At 64.1% G+C, this 19,689-nt stretch carries 21 protein-coding genes and 1 riboswitch; of the genes, 17 read left to right on the forward strand and 4 right to left on the reverse strand.

The genetic code is table 11. The features are described 5' to 3' along the window. Positions 1-303 precede the first annotated feature (303 nt). The 4 genes from B3M58_RS14145 (at position 304) to B3M58_RS14160 (ending at position 5,381) form a co-directional block, all read left to right on the forward strand. The gene (locus B3M58_RS14145; RefSeq protein WP_296220021.1) at positions 304-1,443 is read left to right on the forward strand and encodes an acyl-CoA dehydrogenase family protein; all 1,140 of its coding nucleotides are present in this window, start codon (positions 304-306) and stop codon (positions 1,441-1,443) included. Positions 1,444-1,570: 127 nt separating this feature from the next. Continuing rightward, positions 1,571-2,401 (forward strand): amidohydrolase family protein, encoded by an 831-nt coding sequence (locus tag B3M58_RS14150; protein ID WP_296220023.1) that lies wholly within the window; start codon positions 1,571-1,573, stop codon positions 2,399-2,401. Between the two features lie 36 nt (positions 2,402-2,437). Beyond that, the gene (locus B3M58_RS14155) at positions 2,438-4,075 is read left to right on the forward strand and encodes an AMP-binding protein (protein ID WP_296220025.1); all 1,638 of its coding nucleotides are present in this window, start codon (positions 2,438-2,440) and stop codon (positions 4,073-4,075) included. Positions 4,076-4,199: 124 nt separating this feature from the next. Beyond that, positions 4,200-5,381, forward strand: coding sequence for a CaiB/BaiF CoA transferase family protein (locus B3M58_RS14160; RefSeq protein ID WP_296220027.1), 1,182 nt, complete (start codon positions 4,200-4,202; stop codon positions 5,379-5,381). A 44-nt stretch (positions 5,382-5,425) separates the two neighbouring features. On the opposite strand, the gene B3M58_RS14165 is transcribed toward B3M58_RS14160, so the two are convergent. The 3 genes from B3M58_RS14165 to B3M58_RS14175 all read right to left on the reverse strand — a co-directional run bounded on the left by B3M58_RS14165 (position 5,426) and on the right by B3M58_RS14175 (position 7,397). Further along, a complete protein-coding gene (locus tag B3M58_RS14165; protein WP_296220029.1) occupies positions 5,426-5,920 on the reverse strand; it encodes a SprT family zinc-dependent metalloprotease in 495 nt (164 codons plus the stop codon). Between the two features lie 113 nt (positions 5,921-6,033). Further along, positions 6,034-6,633: a Yip1 family protein gene (locus B3M58_RS14170; protein ID WP_296220031.1), complete on the reverse strand. Its 600-nt coding sequence runs from the start codon at positions 6,631-6,633 to the stop codon at positions 6,034-6,036. 167 nt (positions 6,634-6,800) lie between these two features. Further along, positions 6,801-7,397 (reverse strand): DNA-J related domain-containing protein, encoded by a 597-nt coding sequence (locus tag B3M58_RS14175; protein ID WP_296220033.1) that lies wholly within the window; start codon positions 7,395-7,397, stop codon positions 6,801-6,803. Positions 7,398-7,494: 97 nt separating this feature from the next. Here B3M58_RS14175 and ttcA point away from each other — a divergent pair, with 97 nt between their 5' ends. The 7 genes from ttcA to B3M58_RS14210 all read left to right on the forward strand — a co-directional run bounded on the left by ttcA (position 7,495) and on the right by B3M58_RS14210 (position 12,284). Next, positions 7,495-8,319 carry a tRNA 2-thiocytidine(32) synthetase TtcA gene (ttcA, locus tag B3M58_RS14180; protein ID WP_296220035.1) on the forward strand — a complete coding sequence of 275 codons (825 nt, stop codon included), beginning with the start codon at positions 7,495-7,497 and terminating at the stop codon, positions 8,317-8,319. 28 nt (positions 8,320-8,347) lie between these two features. After that, on the forward strand, positions 8,348-9,019 hold the full coding sequence (locus tag B3M58_RS14185; RefSeq protein WP_296220036.1) for a DNA-3-methyladenine glycosylase I: 672 nt from the start codon (positions 8,348-8,350) through the stop codon (positions 9,017-9,019). A gap of 78 nt (positions 9,020-9,097) precedes the next feature. Then, entirely contained in the window at positions 9,098-9,877 is a 780-nt protein-coding gene (locus B3M58_RS14190) for an NAD-dependent deacylase (protein WP_296220038.1), read from the forward strand. A gap of 55 nt (positions 9,878-9,932) precedes the next feature. Then, positions 9,933-10,538, forward strand: a complete 606-nt coding sequence (locus B3M58_RS14195; protein WP_296220040.1) for a C40 family peptidase — start codon at positions 9,933-9,935, stop codon at positions 10,536-10,538. An 83-nt stretch (positions 10,539-10,621) separates the two neighbouring features. Further along, positions 10,622-11,140, forward strand: a complete 519-nt coding sequence (locus B3M58_RS14200) for a C40 family peptidase (RefSeq protein WP_296220041.1) — start codon at positions 10,622-10,624, stop codon at positions 11,138-11,140. Positions 11,141-11,221: 81 nt separating this feature from the next. Continuing rightward, the gene (locus B3M58_RS14205; RefSeq protein ID WP_296220042.1) at positions 11,222-11,884 is read left to right on the forward strand and encodes an O-methyltransferase; all 663 of its coding nucleotides are present in this window, start codon (positions 11,222-11,224) and stop codon (positions 11,882-11,884) included. Positions 11,885-11,963: 79 nt separating this feature from the next. After that, positions 11,964-12,284 carry a hypothetical protein gene (locus B3M58_RS14210; protein ID WP_296220043.1) on the forward strand — a complete coding sequence of 107 codons (321 nt, stop codon included), beginning with the start codon at positions 11,964-11,966 and terminating at the stop codon, positions 12,282-12,284. Between the two features lie 118 nt (positions 12,285-12,402). Here B3M58_RS14210 and B3M58_RS14215 read toward each other — a convergent pair whose 3' ends face one another. Further along, on the reverse strand, positions 12,403-12,804 hold the full coding sequence (locus B3M58_RS14215; protein WP_296220045.1) for a hypothetical protein: 402 nt from the start codon (positions 12,802-12,804) through the stop codon (positions 12,403-12,405). A gap of 283 nt (positions 12,805-13,087) precedes the next feature. Continuing rightward, a riboswitch (cobalamin riboswitch) is annotated at positions 13,088-13,324 on the forward strand. 118 nt (positions 13,325-13,442) lie between these two features. Here B3M58_RS14215 and btuB point away from each other — a divergent pair. The 6 genes from btuB (at position 13,443) to B3M58_RS14245 (ending at position 19,689) form a co-directional block, all read left to right on the forward strand. Then, complete coding sequence (gene btuB / locus B3M58_RS14220) at positions 13,443-15,290, forward strand: TonB-dependent vitamin B12 receptor (protein ID WP_296220046.1); 1,848 nt, start codon at positions 13,443-13,445, stop codon at positions 15,288-15,290. A gap of 102 nt (positions 15,291-15,392) precedes the next feature. After that, the gene (locus B3M58_RS14225; RefSeq protein ID WP_296220047.1) at positions 15,393-15,962 is read left to right on the forward strand and encodes a hypothetical protein; all 570 of its coding nucleotides are present in this window, start codon (positions 15,393-15,395) and stop codon (positions 15,960-15,962) included. Next, positions 15,962-16,573 carry a cob(I)yrinic acid a,c-diamide adenosyltransferase gene (cobO, locus tag B3M58_RS14230; RefSeq protein ID WP_296220049.1) on the forward strand — a complete coding sequence of 204 codons (612 nt, stop codon included), beginning with the start codon at positions 15,962-15,964 and terminating at the stop codon, positions 16,571-16,573. The genes B3M58_RS14225 and cobO overlap by 1 nt, the downstream gene beginning before the upstream one ends. Before the next feature lie 58 nt (positions 16,574-16,631). Next, complete coding sequence (locus B3M58_RS14235) at positions 16,632-17,939, forward strand: cobyrinate a,c-diamide synthase (RefSeq protein ID WP_296220051.1); 1,308 nt, start codon at positions 16,632-16,634, stop codon at positions 17,937-17,939. Further along, a complete protein-coding gene (gene bluB, locus B3M58_RS14240; RefSeq protein ID WP_296220053.1) occupies positions 17,936-18,595 on the forward strand; it encodes a 5,6-dimethylbenzimidazole synthase in 660 nt (219 codons plus the stop codon). The genes B3M58_RS14235 and bluB overlap by 4 nt, the downstream gene beginning before the upstream one ends. 296 nt (positions 18,596-18,891) lie before the next feature. Continuing rightward, entirely contained in the window at positions 18,892-19,689 is a 798-nt protein-coding gene (locus tag B3M58_RS14245; protein WP_296220055.1) for a cobalamin-binding protein, read from the forward strand.

Below are 19,689 nucleotides of genomic sequence, written 5' to 3' on the forward strand. Positions count from 1 at the left end.
AGCCGCGAAAGATCTTCAGTTTTCAAAGGTTTTCGCGGATAAATCCGCTCCGACAAAAGCACGGCTTCTCCTGCAACACGTAACTGGGACATAGCCTTTTTTATGACCTGCCATCCCTGGCGGTCACCCTGCGGGCCGTCGCTGCGCGACGTTAAAAATGGCTCCCGGCCATTTTTTTCGCCTGGGCCATGGCCTCGGGCGGATGACCGAATGGGTCAATCAAGCCTGAGCGCATGGGTCATTGAGGCGGCGGGGTACGCCGCCTACGCTGCGGGACGACTTCAGCTCAGGGAGCAGACCCGCATGCAGCGCAACATCTTCGACACCGAACACAACATGTTCCGCGACGCTTTCGCCGCCTTTCTGAAGAAGGAAGTGGTGCCGCACCAGGACGAATGGGAAGCAGCCGGCGTGGTCAGCCGCGAGGTGTGGAAGAAGGCCGGCGATATGGGCTTTTTGCTGCCCTGGGCGGATGAGGAGTACGGCGGTGCCGGGCTCAAGGATTTCCGCTACGAGCAGATCATGTGCGAGGAGCTGGCGAAGATTAACGAGCCGGGCTTTATGCTGCCGCTGCACTCGGCGCTGTGCGGCCCCTATATCGCCGAGTACGGCAATGCCGAGCAGAAGGCGCGCTTTATGCCGGGCATCATCAGCGGCGAGCTGATTCTGGCGGTGGCGATGACCGAGCCGAGCGCCGGCTCCGACCTGGCCGGCATGCGCACCAGCGCGGTGGAGCAGGGCGATCACTACGTGCTCAACGGCTCCAAGGTGTTTATCTCCAACGGTCTGCTGGCCGATGTGGTGATAGTCGCGGCCAAGACCGACCCGGCCAACAAGCACGCCATGGGCCTGTTCCTGGTTGAGCGTGGGATGGAAGGTTTCGAGCGCGGCAAGAACCTGGAAAAGCTCGGCATGAAGAGCCAGGACACCGCCGAGCTGTTCTTCAACAACGTCAAGGTGCCCAAGGCCAACCTGTTGGGCGACGCCAAGGGCGGCTTCTTCTACCTGATGAACATGCTCGCCCAGGAACGCCTGACCAATGCTTGCGGCGCGGTGGCCGGTGCCGAGGCGGCGTTGCAGACCACCATCGACTATGTGAAGGAGCGCAAGGCCTTCGACCGGCCGATCTCGCACTTCCAGAACACCCGTTTCAAGCTGGCCGAGATGCGTACGCAGATCGACGTGGCGCAGGTGTTCGTCGATCGCTGCGTGCTGGACCACAACCAGAAGAAGCTCACTCCGGAAGTGGCCGCCGAGGCCAAGCTGTTCACCACCGAACTGCTGTGCAAGGTGGTCGACGAGGGCGTACAGCTGCATGGCGGCTGGGGCTACATGTGGGAATACCCGATCTGCAAGATGTACGCGAACGCGCGCATCCAGCGCATCTTCGCCGGCACCTCGGAGATCATGAAAGAGATCATCAGCCGTGGCATGAAGCTCTGATTAGTACAGGCTGATTTACTGTAGGAGCCAGCTTGCTGGCGATGCTTTCTCTCGTGTCGGATCGCCAGCAAGCTGACTCCTACGGGTGGGGGGATTCTCCCAAGAGGTATGTGCACAGGAGGCATGCATGCCAATCAACCGTGGAGCCATCGACGCCTGGGCGCAGCCCGCCAGCGGCCGCACCCGCGAGCTGATGCCGGAAGTCGCGCGGCTGTTCGAGAAATCCGGCTCCGGCCACTTGCTCGATCAGCGCCTGACGCCCGAGCAGACGGTGGCCGAGATGGACAAGGCCGGCGTCGCCACGCTGATGCTGGCCGCCTGGTGCCGGCCCGAGCGCTGGGTGTGTACGAATGATGAAATCGCCGAGTACACCCGCGCCTTTCCCGAGCGCTTTGTCGGCGTGGCCACGGTTGATCTGAGCAAGCCGGTGGCGGCGGTGCGCGAGCTGGAGCGGGCGGTTAATGAGCTGGGCTGCAAGGCGCTGCGCATCGTGCCCTGGTTGTGGAAACTGCCGCCCAACCACCGGCTGTACTACCCGCTGTATGTGAAATGCATCGAGCTGGATATTCCGTTCTGCACCCAGGTCGGCCACACCGGCCCGCTGATGCCCTCGGAAACCGGGCGGCCGGTGCCCTATCTGGACGAGGTGGCGCTGGATTTTCCCGAGCTGCGCATCGTCGCCGGGCACATCGGCCATCCCTGGACCGACGAGATGATCGGCCTGGCCTGGAAGCACGATAACGTCTATATCGATACCTCGGCCTACCTGCCGCGCTATTACCCAGCGCAGCTGTTGCAGTTCATACAGAGCTACGGGCAGGACAAGGTGTTGTTCGGCAGCAACTTCCCGCAGTTGTCGCTCAGCCGTTGCATGAGCCAGGTCAAGGAACTCGGCTTGAGCGCGGAGGTTGAGGCCGCGTTTCTGTATGGCAATGCACGCCGGGTGTTCAAGCTCTGAACGCCAGGTTTAAAACAATAACAACGAGGGCGGTACATGACGGATCAACTGCCCCTGGAGCGTTTCGCGCTCTGGGTCGAGAAGCGCCCGGATGCGGTCTGGCTCAGCCAACCGGTCAACGGCCAATGGCATGACGTTACCTGGGCGCAGGTCGACGACCAGGCGCGGCGCATGGCCAGTGCCCTGTTGGCGCTTGGCTGTCAGCCGGGCGAGCGCGTCGCGTTGCTGGCGAAGAACTGCGCCGAATGGCTGATCGCCGACCTGGCGATCATGCTCGCCGGGTTGGTCAGCGTGCCGCTGTATCCGCTGCAATCGGCCGAGAGCATCGACTATGTGCTGCGCCATGCGCAGTGCAAGGCGATCTTCCTCGGCAAGCTGGACGAGCCGGAAAAACTCGCCGCCGGCATTCCGGCCGAGGTGCTGCGCATCGCCATGCCCTATCCGACCATGGCCGCCCAGCATGAGTGGGCGGCACTGTTGGCGAGCCATGCCGCGTTACGCGATGCTCACCGGCAGACGCCGGACGAGCTGCTGAGCATCCTGTACACCTCCGGCACCACCGGGCAGCCGAAAGGCGTGATGCTCTCGCCGCGCGCATTTGCCTTCGCCGCCAGTCGTTCGGTGCGCGAGATGCAGATTAGCGAGCAGGATCAATATTTCTCCTACCTGCCGTTGTCGCATGCCGCCGAGCGTTTTCTGGTGGAGATGAACGCTTTGTACAGCGGCGGGCGAGTTGCCTTCGTCGAATCGCTGGAAACCTTTGCCAGCGACCTGCGCCATGTGCGCCCGACCGTGTTCTTCTCCGTGCCACGGCTGTGGACGCGCTTTCAGCAGGGCGTGCTGGAAAAACTGCCGCAGGCCAAGCTGGCGCGGCTGCTGCGTATTCCGCTGCTCGGCAGCCTGGTGGCACGCAAGATTCGCCAGGGGCTGGGCCTGGACCGCGCGCGTATCCTGGTCAGCGGCGCGGCGGCGATTCCGCCGGCCTTGCTCACCTGGTATCAACGCATCGGCCTGACCATCTGCGAGGGCTATGGCATGACCGAACACTTCGCCTATGGCACGTTCAACCGGCCGGGGCAGGTGCATTTCGGCAGCGTTGGCCGCGCCATGCCGGACAACCAACTGCGCATCGCCGACAACGGCGAAATTCTGTTTCGCAGCCCCAGTGTGATGCTCGGCTACTACCTGGAGCCGGAGAAAACCGCCGAAACCCTCAAGGACGGCTGGCTGCACACTGGCGACAAAGGCGAGGTCGATGCGGCGGGCTATCTGACAATCACCGGGCGGGTGAAGGACATTTTCAAGACCAGCAAGGGCAAATACATCGCCCCGGTGCCGATCGAGGTCGAGATCGCCAAGAACCTCTGGGTCGAGCAGGTGTGCCTGATGGGCAGCAACCTGGACCAGCCGCTGGCGCTGATCGAACTGTCGCCGGCGGCCCGCGAACAGGCCCGCGCCCAGCTCGCCGCAGCGCTCGAAAGCACTCGTCAGCAGCTCAACGCGCAACTGCAACCGCACGAACGCATCAGCCACTTCGTGTTGGTGCGTGATGCCTGGACCGTGGACAACGGCTGCATGACGCCGACCATGAAAATCCGCCGCAATGTGCTGGAGGCGCGTTTCGCCGAGGAGCTGAACAAGCTCGACGCCAAACAGCCGCTGCATTGGCAATAGTTGTAGACGTTGTAGGGTGGACAAGCCGCAGGCTTGTCCGCCACCCGCGTCGCCATGCGCCATGTCCACCCTACATAGGCTCCGATAGCCCGGCTAACACCGCCACACAAGGAACCCAATCGCTATGCAAGGCCCACTGTCGTCCCTGAAAGTGCTGGATTTCTCCACCCTGCTGCCGGGGCCGTTCGCCTCGTTGTTGCTCGCCGATATGGGCGCCGAAGTGCTGCGCATCGAGTCACCGAGCCGCATGGACCTGGTGCGCGTGCTGCCGCCGCACGATGGCGGTGTGTCGGCCAGTCATGCCTACCTCAACCGCAATAAACGCTGCATCGCCCTCGATCTGAAACAGCCCGAAGCGGTGGCGATGGTCAAGCAGTTGGTGGCCGAATACGACATCGTTCTGGAGCAGTTTCGTCCCGGTGTGATGGACAAGCTCGGCGTCGGCTATGCAGCGCTGAAGGCGATCAACCCCAAGCTGATCTATGTGTCGATCACCGGTTATGGCCAGACCGGGCCCTACAAGGACCGCGCCGGCCACGATATCAACTACCTGGCCCTGGCCGGTATCGCCAGTTACACCGGGCGCCGCGAGTCCGGCCCGCTGCCGCTGGGTGTGCAGCTTGCCGATATCGCCGGTGGTTCGTTGCACGGGGTGATGGGCTTGCTGGCGGCGGTGATCCAGCGCCAGGTCACGGGGGAGGGGCAGCAGGTCGATGTCAGCATGACCGATTGCGCTTTCAGCCTGCACGGCATGGCCGGTGCCGGTTACCTGGCCGCCGGGGTTGAGCCGGATATGCAGAATCAGGCGCTCAATGGCGGCAGCTTCTACGACTATTACCGCAGCCGGGATGGTCGCTGGTTCTCGGTGGGCAGCCTGGAGCCGCAATTTATGCAGCAGTTCTGCGCCGCCATCGGCCGCCCGGAACTGGCCGCACGCGGGCTCTCGCAGCGCCCGGAAGACCAGCAGGCGCTCAAGCGCGAGATCGAAGTCGAGTTCGAGAAGCGCGACTTTGCCGAATGGTGTCAGGTGTTCGCCGGTCTGGACGCCTGCGTCGAGCCGATGCTCAGCCTGGCCGAAGCGGTCGAGCATCCGCAGCTCAAGGCTCGCGAGTTGGTGACCGATGTTCCGCGTGGCGGCAACGGCCCACAACAACAGATCGCCTGCCCGATCAAGTTCTCCAACGGCCTGCCCAAGCCGCGGCATATCGGTGCGCCGCTCGGCGCACACACCGAGGAGGTGCTGCGTGAACTGGGCTATTCGCCTGAGCAGATTGCCGTGTTCAAGGCCAATAAGGTCGTGGCTTAGCGCCAGCGGGACAGATATCTGGCCGCTAGGTGCCAGGCGCTGCGTCATTCGACGCGCTGTTCACCGGTGAAACTCAAAGTCACCTTGCAGCGCCGGCAGTAGTAGCGCCGGCCCTTGGCGACCAGGGCGTGGCGTTGCGCGGAGAACGGGAATTCGCCTTGCGGGCAGGTGCAGCGGTAGATGAACCGGCTGACCTGACGGCGGGTGACCGCGTAGCTGTGGCAACGGTTTGGCGGCAGCTCGTAAACGCCGCGCATGATCAGTTGCCATTCCTCGCCGTGTGCCTGGATCTTCAGGCCGAACAGCTGATGCGCGATCAGGTGCGCGACTTCGTGGGCCACTGTCTGCTTGAGGAAGTCGTCGCGGTTTTCCCGGTACAACTGCGGGTTGAAGCGCAGCTTGTTTTCCGTCAGGTGCGCTACGCCAGCCTTCTGCCCGCGTAGCTTGAAGCTCACCTCGGGGCGCACAAAGCGCTGCTTAAAGAAGGCTTCGGCTTGCTGGTAGCAGGCTTCAACGCGGGCATAAATCTGTTCAGGCATAAATGGCTGCTGTTTCGGGTTCGCGGCGCGATTATGCCCGCGCCGTGCACGGGAGGCAGCCCCAAAACGACGAAACCACCCGCAGGTGGTTTCGGTTTATCGAGTTGCAGGTATCAGCTGGTGTACACCGGGCCTACCCCCAGGCCCCACAAAATCACCGAGCTGGCGATCATCGCCACCAACACCACCAGCCCCACCGCCAGCACCGAACTGGAGAACATGAAGCCCTCATCCTCGGGAATGGCCATAAAGGTCGGTATGCCCACATACAGCAGGTAGACGGTGTAACAGATGGCCACCGTGCCCACCACCATGGCCAGCCACAGGTGCGGGTACAGCGCCGCCAGGCCACCGATGAACAGCGGAGTGGCGGTGTAGGCCGCGAACACGATGCATTGCGTCAGGCTGGGGCTGGCGTCGTAAGTCCGTGCCATCCAGTGGATAAACGCGCCCATCACCGCGACCCCGGCCAGCATGGCCAGGTAGGACATGATGGTCATTTGCAGCGCACTGGCCTCGGTCAACATCACCGGTGCTCGGTCGCCAATTGCCCAGCCAACCTGGGTGGTGCCGATAAATGCGGAAACCGCGGGGATCGCCGCGAGAATCAGCACGTGGGTGAGATACATGTGGCTGATGGATTCTTCTTCGCCACGGATTTCTTGCCATTCTTGGTCGGGATGGGTGAAGAGCCCCCAAACGTGGTGGATCATGCCAGACACCTCCTCTTGTTATAGCGGTCGCCCCCCAGCGGAGCGCCCGGCGCGCGTATGCAGCGTCACCGGGTGCCAGGCCGAACCTATGCGACCGTATGTCGCAGTATAGGCAGCGGCTGGAGACTGCAAGGGGCGTGGCTTTAGAGCAAATTGTTCTCTGAACGTCAGTTGTAATAGCGCTCTAGAATTTCCATCGCTTTATTGATCGACTGCAAGCGCGAGGTGCTGCCGCCGCGATCCGGATGGTGCTGGCTCACCAACTGCCGGTAGCGGTGCTTGATAGCCGCGAGATTGAGCGGTTGCTGGCTGTCGCCCAGCTCGAACAGCTCCAGAGCGGCCTGTTTTTCTTCGCCGCCTTGCATGCGCGTCCAGAAACTCGCCAGCAGCTTTGCCACGTCACGTTCATCGGTGTCGCGCAGGTTGTGCAGGTCCAGGTAGTAGTCGCGCAGTGGGTCGTGCGGGCTAAGCTCGGCGCTGCCGGCCTGGTAGGGCAGCAACTGGATGCACAACGGGCTGATCTGCACGTAGCCGGCCTGCTCGCCCCACAGCCGTTCGCGCAGGCTGTAGAGCGCGTTGAACAGCAGGAAGTGCGTGCGAAACAGCACCAGCTTGTCGGTCAACGGCAGGTTGGGAATGTGCGTGCAGTGGCGGCTCTTCAGTTGTTGGATCAACTGGTATTCGCCGAGACCGGCAGGGGCGGCCTGCAACAGCTGCAGCAGTTGCTCCGGCAGGTCGAGCGCCGGGTCGAGATCGTCGTTCATCGGCCGAGCCTAGCACTTCAACGCTAATGGGGTAGGGCGCGCGCGGCTTTCTGCGTAAAATGTCTCGCTTTCGTGAACCTCCGGACTCCAGCGCACCATGGGCACCCTCTCGGTCAACCAGAACAAACTGCAAAAACGCTTGCGTCGCCAGGCTGGCGAAGCTGTTGCCGACTACAACATGATCGAAGACGGCGACAAGGTGATGGTCTGCCTGTCCGGTGGCAAGGACAGCTACACCATGCTCGACGTGTTGCTGCACCTGCAGAAGGTCGCGCCGATCAAGTTCGAGATCGTCGCGGTGAACATGGACCAGAAACAGCCGGGTTTCCCCGAGCATGTGCTGCCGGCCTATCTGCAATCGATCGGCGTGGCGTACCACATCGTCGAGAAGGACACCTACTCGGTGGTCAAGGAGAAGATCCCGGAAGGCAAGACCACCTGCTCGCTGTGCTCGCGCCTGCGCCGGGGCACGCTGTACACCTTCGCCGACGAGATCGGCGCGACCAAGATGGCTTTGGGGCACCACCGCGACGACATCCTCGAGACCTTCTTCCTCAATATGTTCCACGGTGGCACGCTCAAGGCCATGCCGCCCAAGCTGCGTGCCGACGATGGGCGCAACGTGGTGATCCGCCCGCTGGCTTACTGCAACGAGGCGGATATCGAGGCCTACAGCACGCTCAAGCAATTCCCGATCATTCCGTGCAACCTCTGCGGCTCGCAGGAGAACCTGCAACGCCAGGTGGTCAAGGAGATGCTGCAAGAGTGGGAGCGCAAGACCCCGGGGCGCACCGAGATCATGTTCCGCGCGTTGCAGAACGTGGTGCCTTCGCAACTGGCCGACCGCAACCTGTTCGACTTCGCCAGCCTGAAGATCGACGATAACGCCACCCCGCGTTTTCTCGATGTGATGAATCTGTAGAACTACGGAAAATAGCAAGGACTGCCCGATGCGCGACTACAAATGGCTTAACGAATACTGCGTGAACCGCTTCGGTTCGCCAGCGGCGCTGGAGGCGCGTTTGCCGCAGCCGCGTAGCGCGGCCGAGTTGCGCGCGCTGAGCGATGACCGCTACCTGTCCATGATCAGCCTGCGGATCTTCCGCGCCGGCCTCAAGCACAGCCTGGTGGACGCCAAGTGGCCGGCCTTCGAGGAGGTGTTCTTCGGTTTCGATCCGGAAAAGGTCGTGCTGATGGGCGCCGAGCGCCTGGAACACCTGATGCAGGACGCGCGCATCATTCGTCACCTGGGCAAGCTCAAAAGCGTGCCGCGCAACGCACAGTTCATCCTCGATGTGCGCAAGGAAAAGGGCAGCTTTGGCGCGCTGATCGCCGACTGGCCGGTGAGCGACATCGTCGGCCTGTGGAAGTACCTGGCCAAGCACGGTGCCCAGCTCGGTGGCCTGTCGGCGCCACGCTTTTTGCGCATGGTCGGCAAGGACACCTTCATCCCCACCGACGATATGGTCGCCGCGCTCAAGGCCCAGGGCATCATCGACAAGGCGCCGACCAGCCTGAAAGACCTGGCCGCAGTACAGGGCGTCTTCAATCAATGGCATGCACAGAGCGGCCGCCCGCTGTGCCAGCTGTCGCTGATGCTGGCGCATACGGTCAATCATTAGCAGCAGGCGCTGCAAGATTAGGGTGTGCTGGGTTTGCGGTGCGCGCGGCGCACCCTACGAGAGATCGAGGAGAGTGCGATGGAACAGGCCATCATCCGCGTCGCCCAGGCCATCGCCCAGGCCGAACGCATTCTGGTCATCAGCGGCGCCGGGTTGTCCGCCGACTCCGGTCTGCCCACCTACCGTGGCCTCGGCGGGCTGTACAACGGTCACACGGCCGAAGGCCTGCCAATCGAAGTCGCGTTGTCCGGGCCGATGTTGCAACGCGACCCGGCGCTGTGCTGGAAGTACCTCGCCGAGTTGGGCCAGGCCTGCCTCGGCGCAACCTTCAATGCCGGGCATGTCGCCATCGCCGAGTTGCAGCGCCTGAAGCCGCAGTGCTGGGTGCTGACGCAGAACATCGACGGCTATCACCGCGCGGCCGGCAGCCCGCCGGAACGCTTGATCGAAATCCACGGTGAACTGGCGCCGCTGTATTGCCAATCCTGTGGTGCTGAAGACCCGCAGCTCGCCGAACACCTGAGCCGGCCATTGCCGCCGAAATGCGCGCAATGCGGCGGTATCCTGCGCCCTCCGGTGGTGCTGTTCGAGGAAATGCTGCCCGAGGCGGCGATCGCCAGGCTCTATGCCGAGTTGCGCAAAGGCTTCGAGGTGGTGCTGAGCGTCGGTACCAGCGCCAGCTTCCCGTATATCGTCGAGCCGCTGCTGCGTGCGCGCCAGGCGGGCGGGTTTACCGCCGAGATCAACCCGGCCCGCACCGATTTGAGCGCTGCCGTCGACTTGCATGTGCAGGGACGGGCCTTAGATGTTTTGCCAGAACTAGTGGGTCACATTTCGAGCCATAGAATTTGCAAATAAGGACTATAGAAGGCATAGTCGCGCCCTTATCAAATTCTTCGACACGGTCGTGCCCATGCGCAAACGCTTCGCACCCCTCGTGCCTCTCGCACTCACTATGCTGCTGGCCGCCTGTGCCAGCCACACCCCGCAACCTCAGATCGAGGCGCCTGCCCGGCCGGTTGCGGCCCTGGAGCCCTCGGTAGAGTTCGAGGCGGCGGCGATCGATGATTTCGCCGACGACAAACCCTATCAACTGCCGCAGCTGGCCGACAGCATCCTTTCACATGGCCTGTCGCTGGTCGGTACTCGCTACCGTTACGGCGGCAGTTCGGTGAAGTCCGGCTTCGATTGCAGCGGTTTCATCGGTTACCTGTTCAAGGAAGAGCTCGGCATGCAGTTGCCGCGCTCGACCCGCGAAATGATCAATATCGACGCGCCCCTGGTGGAGCGTGCCGAGCTTGAGCCCGGTGATCTGGTGTTCTTCAGCACCAACGGCCGTGGTCGCGTCAGCCATGCCGGCATCTACCTGGGCGATGACCAGTTCATCCATTCCTCCAGCAGTCGCAGCGGCGGCGTGCGGGTCGATAGCCTGGAAGATCGCTATTGGAACCGCACCTTCATCGAAGCTAAACGCGCTTTGGCCCTGGCCCCGACCGAGCAGGTCGCCCGCCACCCATGATTCCGTGGCGCAACCGCAAGGGTTGCGCTGCTGCGCCTGAGCCGGCAGAGTAGGCCGCATTCCGGCTCTGGATCGCCTCGCTCATGCCCGCACCGGCCCGTGTTGCCCTGCTTCTCCTCGCTGCGCTGCTCACCGCCTGCGCCGGCCACGCTCCCGCTCCACAACCACCCATGCATGCCCCTAGCGGCAGCTTTCACGGCAATGCCGAGGATGTTCTGTTCCGTGCCCTTGGCCTGGTCGGTACGCCGTACCGCTATGGCGGCAACACCCCGGCTGGCGGCTTCGATTGCAGCGGCCTGATCGGTTACGTCTACCGCGATGCTGCCGGCATCAGCCTGCCGCGCTCGACCCGCGAGCTGAGCGCCATGCGCGCACCGGCGGTGGGGCGCGATGCGTTGCAGAGTGGCGACCTGGTGTTCTTCGCCACCAGCGGCGGTCGCCAGGTCAGCCATGCCGGGATCTATGTCGGCGACGGGCGTTTCGTGCATGCCCCTTCCAGCGGCGGTACGGTGCGCCTGGACAGCCTGAGCAACAGCTACTGGCAACGCACCTACCTGGATGCCAGGCGGGTATTCAGCCCTGAGCTGGCGCGTAATCCCTGAGATACCAGCTGCGGGCGCGGGCTTTGGCTGGGCGCGGCCAGTAAGCCCTCATCATTCTGTGCATATCCCGGAGCCGTGGCCATGACCAACCGCACGCTCAATCTCGACGACCGGCTCTATCAGTACCTGCTGGATGTCTCCCTGCGCGAAACTCCGCTGCTCAAACGCCTGCGCGAGGAAACCGCACAGCTGGCCACTGCGCGTTGGCAAATTGCCCCGGAGCAAGGCCAGTTCATGGCGCTGCTGGTGCAGCTGAGCGGCGCCCGGCGAATCATCGAGGTCGGCACCTTTACCGGCTACAGCGCGATTTGTATGGCCCAGGCGATGCCCGCGGATGGTCGGCTGATCTGCTGCGACATCCCCGGCGACTACAACGCCACGGCCGAGCGCTACTGGCGTGAAGCCGGACTGGCCGGGCGCATCGAACAGCGCCTGGCGCCGGCCCTGGAGACCCTCGCCGCGTTGCAGGCCGAAGGGCGGGGCGCATGTTTCGACCTGATCTTTATCGATGCCGACAAGGCCAATTACCCGGCTTACCTGGAGCACGCGCTCAGGCTGACGCGCCAGGGCGGCTTGATCCTGTTCGACAACACCCTGTGGAGCGGGCGTGTACTGGAGAACAACCCCGATAGCGCGGATACCCGTGCGATCCAGGCGCTCAACCGGGCATTGCAGCGTGACCCGCGTATCGACCTGTCGCTGCTGCCGCTTGGCGATGGTCTGACGCTGTGCCGCAAACGCTGAGCGCGATTTATCCGGCCTTTGAGCGGTGCACACGGCTGCGCTCTGCCCACCTTACGTAAGCCCGATTGCTGAGCCTGCCATGCCCGAGCCGATCCGCCTGCCAACGCCGCCCGACACCTGCGAACTCTGTGCCCGCAGCGTGCCGCTGACCCGTCACCACCTGATTCCCAAGGCGCTGCACGACAAAGCCTATGTGCAGAAACGCTACGCCAAGCACCAGCGCATCAGTGCCACGTTGTGGGTATGCCGCGCTTGCCATAACCAGATTCATCGGCTGTTCAGCGAGAAGCAGTTGGCGCTGACCTACAACCACCGCGATGCGCTATTGGCCGACCCGCGCCTGCGTACCTTCGTCGAGTGGCTGGCGAGCAAGCCAGCGGGCTTTATGCCCCGGCATTGACGCTGCGGGGCCGTGCGCTGGCGGGATGGGTGGGGCCTTGGTCACGTGAACGTGTTGCTTGAACAGCTCGCGGTCAAGACCGCTCCACTAAAGCCTGACGTCTTATGCCGCACGTGTATCAGGCGTCGCGCAGGAGGTCGTGGGCGTTGAGCAGGGTGTAGGCGATCTCGGGGTGCTTTTCCAGCCCGCGGCGGATTGCGGCCGGGATCGACTGGCGGGTTTTGCGGCACAGGCCGGGCAGCTCGTCGATGTGTATGACGATCCCGCGCATGCTGCGCACTTCGTTGAAACCGGGGGCGATGGTCAGGCGCACGCCGAGGTTCTGGTACATCCGTTGTTGCATGTGTTCGAGGTCGTCCAGGCTCGCCAGATTCTCCAGCCGCTCAAGCAGGTGCTGTTCCTCCTGGCGGGTCAGACGCAGGATGCGCAAATCGGCGCCGGGGGTGTCCAGCAACCGTTCGCGGTCGCAGGTGCAGGCGCCGGGTGGGCAGGATGTGCGGATGGCTAGAGAGGACGTCATGGGCCCGATCATAACGATATGAGGCGAGGAGACGGATACCGTCGGGAAAATAAAAACGCGCGGCCAATTACGCGTTACATGAGCAGCCACGCTCGTGTGGGACGCGAGCTGTTCAGGCAACGCGCTCAAGGCCGGCCAACGCGCGCGCAGCCAAGGTTCCTGCTAGCCAGCCCATGCGCATTTAACCTGCTGCTCCCGCCTGGATGTTGTGCCTGTTGGTTAATCCGCATCCGAGGCGAGTACAGACCTGCCGTCGTTGACGCCTAGCCCTGCAAACCTCTACCCTGCGCGCCTTGCTTCAGGTGCCCCCGACGTTATGCGTCCGAGGGGTGAAACAGGGAAGTCGGTGCGCTGGTCTTTTACGCCAGCTATTCCGACGCTGCCCCCGCAACGGTAGACGAGTCAAGCCAGCGCTTTTTCAACCACTGTGCATGTGCATGGGAAGGTGCGTTTGGTGGCGTTCTGAGTATTCAGTTCGCAGCTCGTAAGCCCGGAGACCGGCCTGTAGCAGTCCACGGCATCGCGGAGGGCGTTGTCTGGCGTGTGGGCTGCGCCGTCTGCTGCCCATGCGTTTTCGTTCTCCGTATGCCTTTCCCAGCCTATGTCGCACGGGTGAGAGCGACGGAGCATACAACGAGATGAGTAAGTCCCTTTTGGCGCCTGCAGCGGTCGTGCTGTGTGGCGTTTCTTGCATTTCCCTGGCCCATGCGGCCGAACATGCCCAGTTGAACGATCAGGTGGTGACCGCCACCCGTACCGCGCAAACGGCCGAGCAGAGCCTGGCCGCGGTGACGGTCTTCGAGCGTGCGCAGATCGAGCAGAGTCAGGCCACCTCGGTGCCCGAGTTGCTGAAGACGGTGCCGGGTGTGTCCTTTGCCAACAACGGCGGGCCGGGCAAGTCCACCTCGCTGTTTATGCGCGGTACCGAATCCGACCATGTGCTGGTGCTGATTGACGGCATCAAGATCGGTTCGGCGACTTCCGGTGGCGCCGCGTTGCAGGATCTGCCGCTGGAGCTGATCGAGCGTATCGAGGTGGTACGCGGGCCGCGCTCCAGCCTGTATGGCTCGGAGGCGATTGGCGGGGTGATCCAGATTTTCACCCGTAAGGGCGCTGGCCAAGGCGCCAAGCCGTTCTTCTCCGCCGGGTATGGCACCCACGACAGCTACACCGGCAGCGCCGGAGTGTCCGCTGGCAGCGACAGGGGCTGGTACAGCCTGGGCGTGGCCAGCGCGGATACCGACGGCATCAACGTCAAGTCGCCCGGCACCAGTGGCTATGAGGACGACGCCGACGGTTACCGTAATTTGTCCGCCTCCTTGCGCGGCGGGTATCGCTTCGACAACGGCCTGGAGCTGGACGCCAACCTGCTGCAAGCCAAGTCGCACAACGATTACGACCAGGTCAATCGCGCCCGTACCCGGGGGTTTAATGCCAATGCCGATGGCGAGTCCAAGGTGCTGGGCGGCCGCGCGCGTTTCTCGCCGCTGGAGCCCTGGCAGGTGACCCTGCAAGCCGGGCGCAGCGAAGACAAGTCCGATGCGTACCTGGATGGCACATTTAACTCGCGTTTCGACACCCGTCGCGACAGCGTCAGTTGGCAGAACGACCTGAGCCTGGCCAGCGGGCATACCCTGACCCTGGGCGCCGACCACCAGCGTGACGAAGTCAACGGCAGCACGGCATACGCCGAAGACTCGCGGGACAACAACGGCATGTTTGCCCAGTACCTCGGCGACGTCGGCCGGCATGCCTGGCAAGTGGCGTTGCGCCGCGACGACAACCAGCAGTTCGGCAAGCACGACACCGGCAATATCGGCTACGGCTATGCGTTGACCGATTGGCTGCGCGCCACGCTCAGCTACGGCACCGCGTTCAAGGCGCCGACCTTCAACGAGCTGTATTTCCCGGGCTACGGCAACCCGAACCTGGATGCGGAAACCTCCGCCAGCCTGGAAGCCGGCCTGGCCGGTCAGCATGCCTGGGGCCACTGGGCGGTCAACGCCTTCCGCACCCGTATCGACGACCTGATCGCCTACGACTCCAGCATCGAGGCGCCGGCGAATATCGACGAAGCGCGCATTCGCGGGGTCGAGTTGGTGCTCGGCAGTCAGCTGTTGGGGATGGACTGGAACGCCAACTACACGCTGATGGAGCCGGAGAACCGCGCCGGCGGTGGTAATGACGGCAACGAACTGGCGCGTCGTGCCAAGCAGCTCTTCAACCTCGACCTGGATCGCCGCCTCGGTGCCTTCAGCGTCGGCGCCAGCCTGCATGCCGAAGGGCAGCGCTACGACGACCTGGCCAACACCAAGGAACTGTCCGGCTACGCCACCCTGGACCTGCGCGGCGAATACCGCATCAACCCCGAATGGCGCTTGCAGACCCGCGTCGCCAACCTGCTGGACGCCGATTACGAAACCGCCGAGGGCTATAACCAGCCGGGTCAGGCGGTGTACTTCAGCGTGCGTTACCAGGCGCTTTAAGGATTGCTGGCTGGCGGTGGACAAGGCTACGGCATGTCCACCCTACGTCAACAACCGCGTAACGCATCAACCCCTTCGCTTATCAACAAGGAGATACCACGGATGAACCTGTCGCCCCGTAGCCAACTGCTGATCGGCATCGCCCTGGTGGCGCTGATGGCCATGACCCGAGGCCAGCACGTGGCCACGGTCAACTTGCCCAGCGCTTCCTGGGCGGTGTTCTTCCTCGCCGGCGTGCTGCTGACGCCGCGTTGGGTGTTCCCAGCGCTGTTTCTCGAAGCCTCGCTGCTCGATTTCGCCGCCATGCAATGGGCCGGGGTGAGTGACTGGTGCCTGTCGCCGGCGTACTGGCTGCTGGTGCCGGCCTACGCGTCGCTGTGGCTGGGCGGGCGTCTGTACGCCGGCTGGCACCGCGAGCAGCTCAGCAGCCTGGCGTTGCTGGCGGCGGTGGCGACGATCAGTGCGTTCGTCTGCTACCTGTTCTCCGGCGGCGGCTTCCTGTTTTTCTCCGGCCGTTACCCGGAGCCGAGCCTGGCCATGCTGGTCGAGCGCATTGCCGTGTACTACCCGCGTTCCCTGGGCAACCTGGCGCTGTATGTCGGTGTGGCGGCGCTGCTGTTGCTCGGCGCGCGCTCCTGGCAAGCGGCGCAGCAGCGCGTCGAGGTCAAGTGATGAGCGAGTCGAGCGAACGCGACGCGCGGCACAAGGCGCGGATGGAGCGCAAGAAGGCCCTGATCGACGAGAAGATTGCCCAGGCCCAGGACGAATACGGTCTGTTGCTGGTGCACAGCGGCAACGGCAAGGGCAAGAGCAGCTCGGCCTTCGGCATGGTGGCGCGGGCGCTGGGGCATGGGTTCAAGGTCGGTGTGGTGCAATTTATCAAGGGTGCGGCGAGCACCGGAGAAGAGACCTTCTTTCGGCGTTTCCCCGATGAGGTCAGCTACCACGTGATGGGCGAGGGTTTCACCTGGGAAACCCAGGACCGTCAGCGCGATATCCACAAGGCCCAGGAGGCCTGGGTGGTGGCGCGCCAGCTGCTGAACGACCCGGCGGTTGGCCTGGTGGTGCTGGACGAGCTGAACATCGCGCTGAAATACGGCTACCTGGAGCTGGACGCGGTACTCGCCGATATCGAGGCGCGGCCGTTGTTGCAGCACGTGGTGGTGACCGGTCGCGGCGCTCTGCCGGGGATGATCGAGGCGGCGGACACCGTCACCGAGATGAGCCTGGTCAAGCATGCGTTCAAAGCTGGGGTCAAGGCGCAAAAAGGCGTGGAGTTTTGATGCTCTCGCTCAGGCCATTGGCGGCCAAGTCCGCTCCCATCGGTATGCAGGTGCCGGCATGAACACCTCCCGTCACTGCCCGGCGCTGTTGATCGCCGCACCGGCCTCCGGCCAGGGCAAAACCACCGTCACTGCGGCCCTGGCCCGCCTGCACAGCCGCCAGGGCAAGCGCGTGCGGGTATTCAAGTGCGGGCCGGACTTTCTCGATCCGATGATTCTCGCCCGCGCCAGCGGCGCGCCGGTGTACCAGCTGGATTTGTGGATGGTCGGCGAGGAGGACAGTCGCCGTTTGCTGTGGGAGGCGGCGGGCGAGGCCGAGCTGATTCTGATCGAGGGCGTGATGGGGCTGTTCGACGGTTCGCCGTCGGCGGCCGACCTGGCGCGGCATTTCGGCGTGCCGGTACTGGCGGTGATCGACGGCTCGGCCATGGCCCAGACCTTCGGCGCGCTGGCCCACGGCCTGGCGACCTTCCAGGCGGATCTGCCGTTCTCCGGCGTGCTCGGCAACCGCACCGGCAGCCTGCGCCACGGCGAGATTTTGCGCGATGCCTTGCCGCCGTCGATTCGCTGGTACGGCGCCTTGCCGCGCAGCGCCGCGGTGGAGTTGCCCAGCCGTCATCTGGGTTTGGTCCAGGCTGAGGAGCTGGCCGATCTGGACGCCCGCCTGGATGCCGCCGCCGATGCCCTCGCCGCCAGCGCCGACGTGGCCTTGCCGCCGCCAGTGAGATTCGCCGCTGCCACGCCGCGGGTTATCGCGCCGCTGCTCGACGGTGTACGCATCGGCGTGGCCCGCGACAGCGCCTTTGCCTTCATCTACCAGGCCAACCTCGACCTGCTGCATGCGCTGGGTGCGCAGCTGTGCTTCTTCTCGCCGCTGCACGATTCGCTATTGCCGCAGGTGGACAGCCTGTACCTGCCCGGTGGCTACCCGGAATTGCACCTGGCGCAACTGGCAGCCAACCAGGCCATGGCCGCCGCGATCCGTGCGCACCACGCGGCGGGCAAGCCGATCCATGCCGAGTGCGGCGGCATGCTCTACCTGCTCGACAAGCTGACCGACAAGCAGGGCGCCAGTGGCCGCATGCTGGGTTTGCTGGCCGGGGAAGCCACCCTGCAACCGCGTCTCACCGCCCTGGCGTTGCAGGACGCCGAGCTGCCGGAAGGGCGCTTGCGTGGCCACACCTTCCACCATTCGGCGTTGACCACCGCGCTGACGCCGCTGGCCCGTGGCGAGTGCCCCAACTACCAGCGCACCGCCGAAGCGGTGTATCGCCTGGGGCGGCTGACGGCCTCGTACATCCACTTTTATCTGCCGTCCGATCCGCTGGCGGCGGCTGCGCTGTTCATGCCGGATGAGCGTCGATGAGGCGTGCCGACAACGCGCATGCGTTTAGCCCCGAGGAGCGCGCCGCGGTGTACCGGGCCATCGCCGAGCGCCGCGATATGCGCCACTTTGTCGGCGGTGAGGTGGCGCCGCAGTTATTGGCGCGCCTGCTCGAAGCCGCGCACCAGGCGCCGAGCGTCGGCTTGATGCAGCCCTGGCGCTTTATCCGCATCAGCCGTGCGCCGCTGCGCGAGGCGATCCACGACCTGGTGGAGGCGGAGCGGGTGCGCACCGCCGACGCACTGGGCGAGCGCAGCGACGCATTTATGCGCCTCAAGGTCGAGGGCATCCGCGAGTGCGCCGAGCTGTTGGTGGTGGCGCTGATGGATGGGCGCGAGGCGCATGTCTTCGGCCGCCGCACCTTGCCGGAAATGGATATGGCATCTCTGGCCTGCGCCATTCAGAATCTCTGGCTGGCCGCGCGCGCCGAGGGTTTGGGCATGGGCTGGGTGTCGTTGTTCGAGCCGCAGGCGCTGGCCGAGCTGCTGGGCATGCCGCCCGGCAGCAAGCCCCTGGCGGTGTTGTGCCTGGGGCCGGTGGCGGCTTTCTACGAGGCGCCGATGCTGGTGCAACAAGGCTGGGCCGAGGTGCGGCCATTGAGCGAGCTGCTGTTTCAGGATCGCTGGGGAGCTTTCTAGATGGGCAACAGACCCTAGCCCGTAGGGTGGACATGGCGAAGCCTTGTCCACCGAGTCTTGCGGCGGACTCGTCGCGGGGCGCGTCTTGCGCGAATAACTCCGTCCCCAGGAGCCGTGCAGCGGCCAGCTAAGAGGGGCCTTGGCCGCGCGCGCTTTGCCCTGCCTTGAGCGCGTTGCCTGAACAGCTCGCGGTCGAGACCGCTACCACAACAGCCTGACTGCTTATGCAACCCGTAATGCTACAGAGCCATCGATAAACTAACCGCCCAGCTCACTCGCCAAGGAACGTGTCATCAATGAAAGGCCCGCAACGGATCGTCTGCCTGTCCACCGAGACCTGCGAAACCCTCTATTTGCTCGGAGAACAGACGCGCATTGCGGGGATTTCCGGCTTTACCGTGCGCCCACCCCAGGCGCGCAAGGAAAAACCCAAGGTCAGCGGCTTCACCAGTGCGCGGCTCGACAAGATTCTCGCGCTCAAGCCCGATCTGGTGCTGGGCTATTGCGACCTGCAGGCGGATATCGCCGCCGATCTGGCCCGCGAAGGATTGGAGGTGCACCTGTTCAACCAGCGCGACATCGCCGGCACCTACCGGATGATCGAAACCCTCGGCGCGCTGGTGCACGCCAATGGGCGCGCCGAGCAGTTGATCGTCGAGTTGCAGGCCGGCCTGGAGCGCATCCGCGCCAGCGCCGCGTGCCTGCCGCGTCGGCCCAGGGTGTATTTTGAAGAGTGGAACGAGCCGTTGATCAGCGGCATCGGCTGGGTCAGCGAGCTGATCGAGTTGGCCGGCGGCGAGGACTGCTTCGCCGAGCTGGGCGGCTTCAAGCGGGCCAAGCAGCGCATTATCGAAGACCCGCAGGAAGTGCTGCGCCGCGCCCCCGAGCTGATCATCGGTTCCTGGTGCGGCAAGCGTTTTCGTCCCGAGCAGGTCGCCGCGCGGCCGGGTTGGCACAGCATCCCGGCGGTGCGCAACGGCCACCTGTATGAGATCAAATCGCCGGACATCCTCCAGGCCGGGCCGGCGGCCTTGACCGATGGCGTGCGCCAGTTGCACGCGCTGATTCGCCGCTGCGTCGAGGCGCAGCCGTGA

The organism is Pseudomonas sp. UBA2684 (assembly GCA_002354655.1).
Lineage (GTDB): Bacteria > Pseudomonadota > Gammaproteobacteria > Pseudomonadales > Pseudomonadaceae > Aquipseudomonas.

Bases quoted from the DNA above. Each gene is read 5' to 3' on its own strand.
- btuB (WP_296220046.1), top strand. From the start codon at position 13,443: ATGAGTAAGTCCCTTTTGGCGCCTGCAGCGGTCGTGCTGTGTGGCGTT.
- B3M58_RS14165 (WP_296220029.1), bottom strand. From the start codon at position 5,920: ATGCCTGAACAGATTTATGCCCGCGTTGAAGCCTGCTACCAGCAAGCC.
- B3M58_RS14200 (WP_296220041.1), top strand. From the start codon at position 10,622: ATGCCCGCACCGGCCCGTGTTGCCCTGCTTCTCCTCGCTGCGCTGCTC.
- B3M58_RS14210 (WP_296220043.1), top strand. From the start codon at position 11,964: ATGCCCGAGCCGATCCGCCTGCCAACGCCGCCCGACACCTGCGAACTC.
- bluB (WP_296220053.1), top strand. From the start codon at position 17,936: ATGAGGCGTGCCGACAACGCGCATGCGTTTAGCCCCGAGGAGCGCGCC.
- B3M58_RS14215 (WP_296220045.1), bottom strand. From the start codon at position 12,804: ATGACGTCCTCTCTAGCCATCCGCACATCCTGCCCACCCGGCGCCTGC.
- B3M58_RS14175 (WP_296220033.1), bottom strand. From the start codon at position 7,397: ATGAACGACGATCTCGACCCGGCGCTCGACCTGCCGGAGCAACTGCTG.
- B3M58_RS14225 (WP_296220047.1), top strand. From the start codon at position 15,393: ATGAACCTGTCGCCCCGTAGCCAACTGCTGATCGGCATCGCCCTGGTG.
- B3M58_RS14145 (WP_296220021.1), top strand. From the start codon at position 304: ATGCAGCGCAACATCTTCGACACCGAACACAACATGTTCCGCGACGCT.
- B3M58_RS14160 (WP_296220027.1), top strand. From the start codon at position 4,200: ATGCAAGGCCCACTGTCGTCCCTGAAAGTGCTGGATTTCTCCACCCTG.
- B3M58_RS14245 (WP_296220055.1), top strand. From the start codon at position 18,892: ATGAAAGGCCCGCAACGGATCGTCTGCCTGTCCACCGAGACCTGCGAA.
- B3M58_RS14185 (WP_296220036.1), top strand. From the start codon at position 8,348: ATGCGCGACTACAAATGGCTTAACGAATACTGCGTGAACCGCTTCGGT.
- B3M58_RS14235 (WP_296220051.1), top strand. From the start codon at position 16,632: ATGAACACCTCCCGTCACTGCCCGGCGCTGTTGATCGCCGCACCGGCC.
- B3M58_RS14170 (WP_296220031.1), bottom strand. From the start codon at position 6,633: ATGATCCACCACGTTTGGGGGCTCTTCACCCATCCCGACCAAGAATGG.
- ttcA (WP_296220035.1), top strand. From the start codon at position 7,495: ATGGGCACCCTCTCGGTCAACCAGAACAAACTGCAAAAACGCTTGCGT.
- cobO (WP_296220049.1), top strand. From the start codon at position 15,962: ATGAGCGAGTCGAGCGAACGCGACGCGCGGCACAAGGCGCGGATGGAG.
- B3M58_RS14155 (WP_296220025.1), top strand. From the start codon at position 2,438: ATGACGGATCAACTGCCCCTGGAGCGTTTCGCGCTCTGGGTCGAGAAG.
- B3M58_RS14190 (WP_296220038.1), top strand. From the start codon at position 9,098: ATGGAACAGGCCATCATCCGCGTCGCCCAGGCCATCGCCCAGGCCGAA.
- B3M58_RS14205 (WP_296220042.1), top strand. From the start codon at position 11,222: ATGACCAACCGCACGCTCAATCTCGACGACCGGCTCTATCAGTACCTG.
- B3M58_RS14150 (WP_296220023.1), top strand. From the start codon at position 1,571: ATGCCAATCAACCGTGGAGCCATCGACGCCTGGGCGCAGCCCGCCAGC.
- B3M58_RS14195 (WP_296220040.1), top strand. From the start codon at position 9,933: ATGCGCAAACGCTTCGCACCCCTCGTGCCTCTCGCACTCACTATGCTG.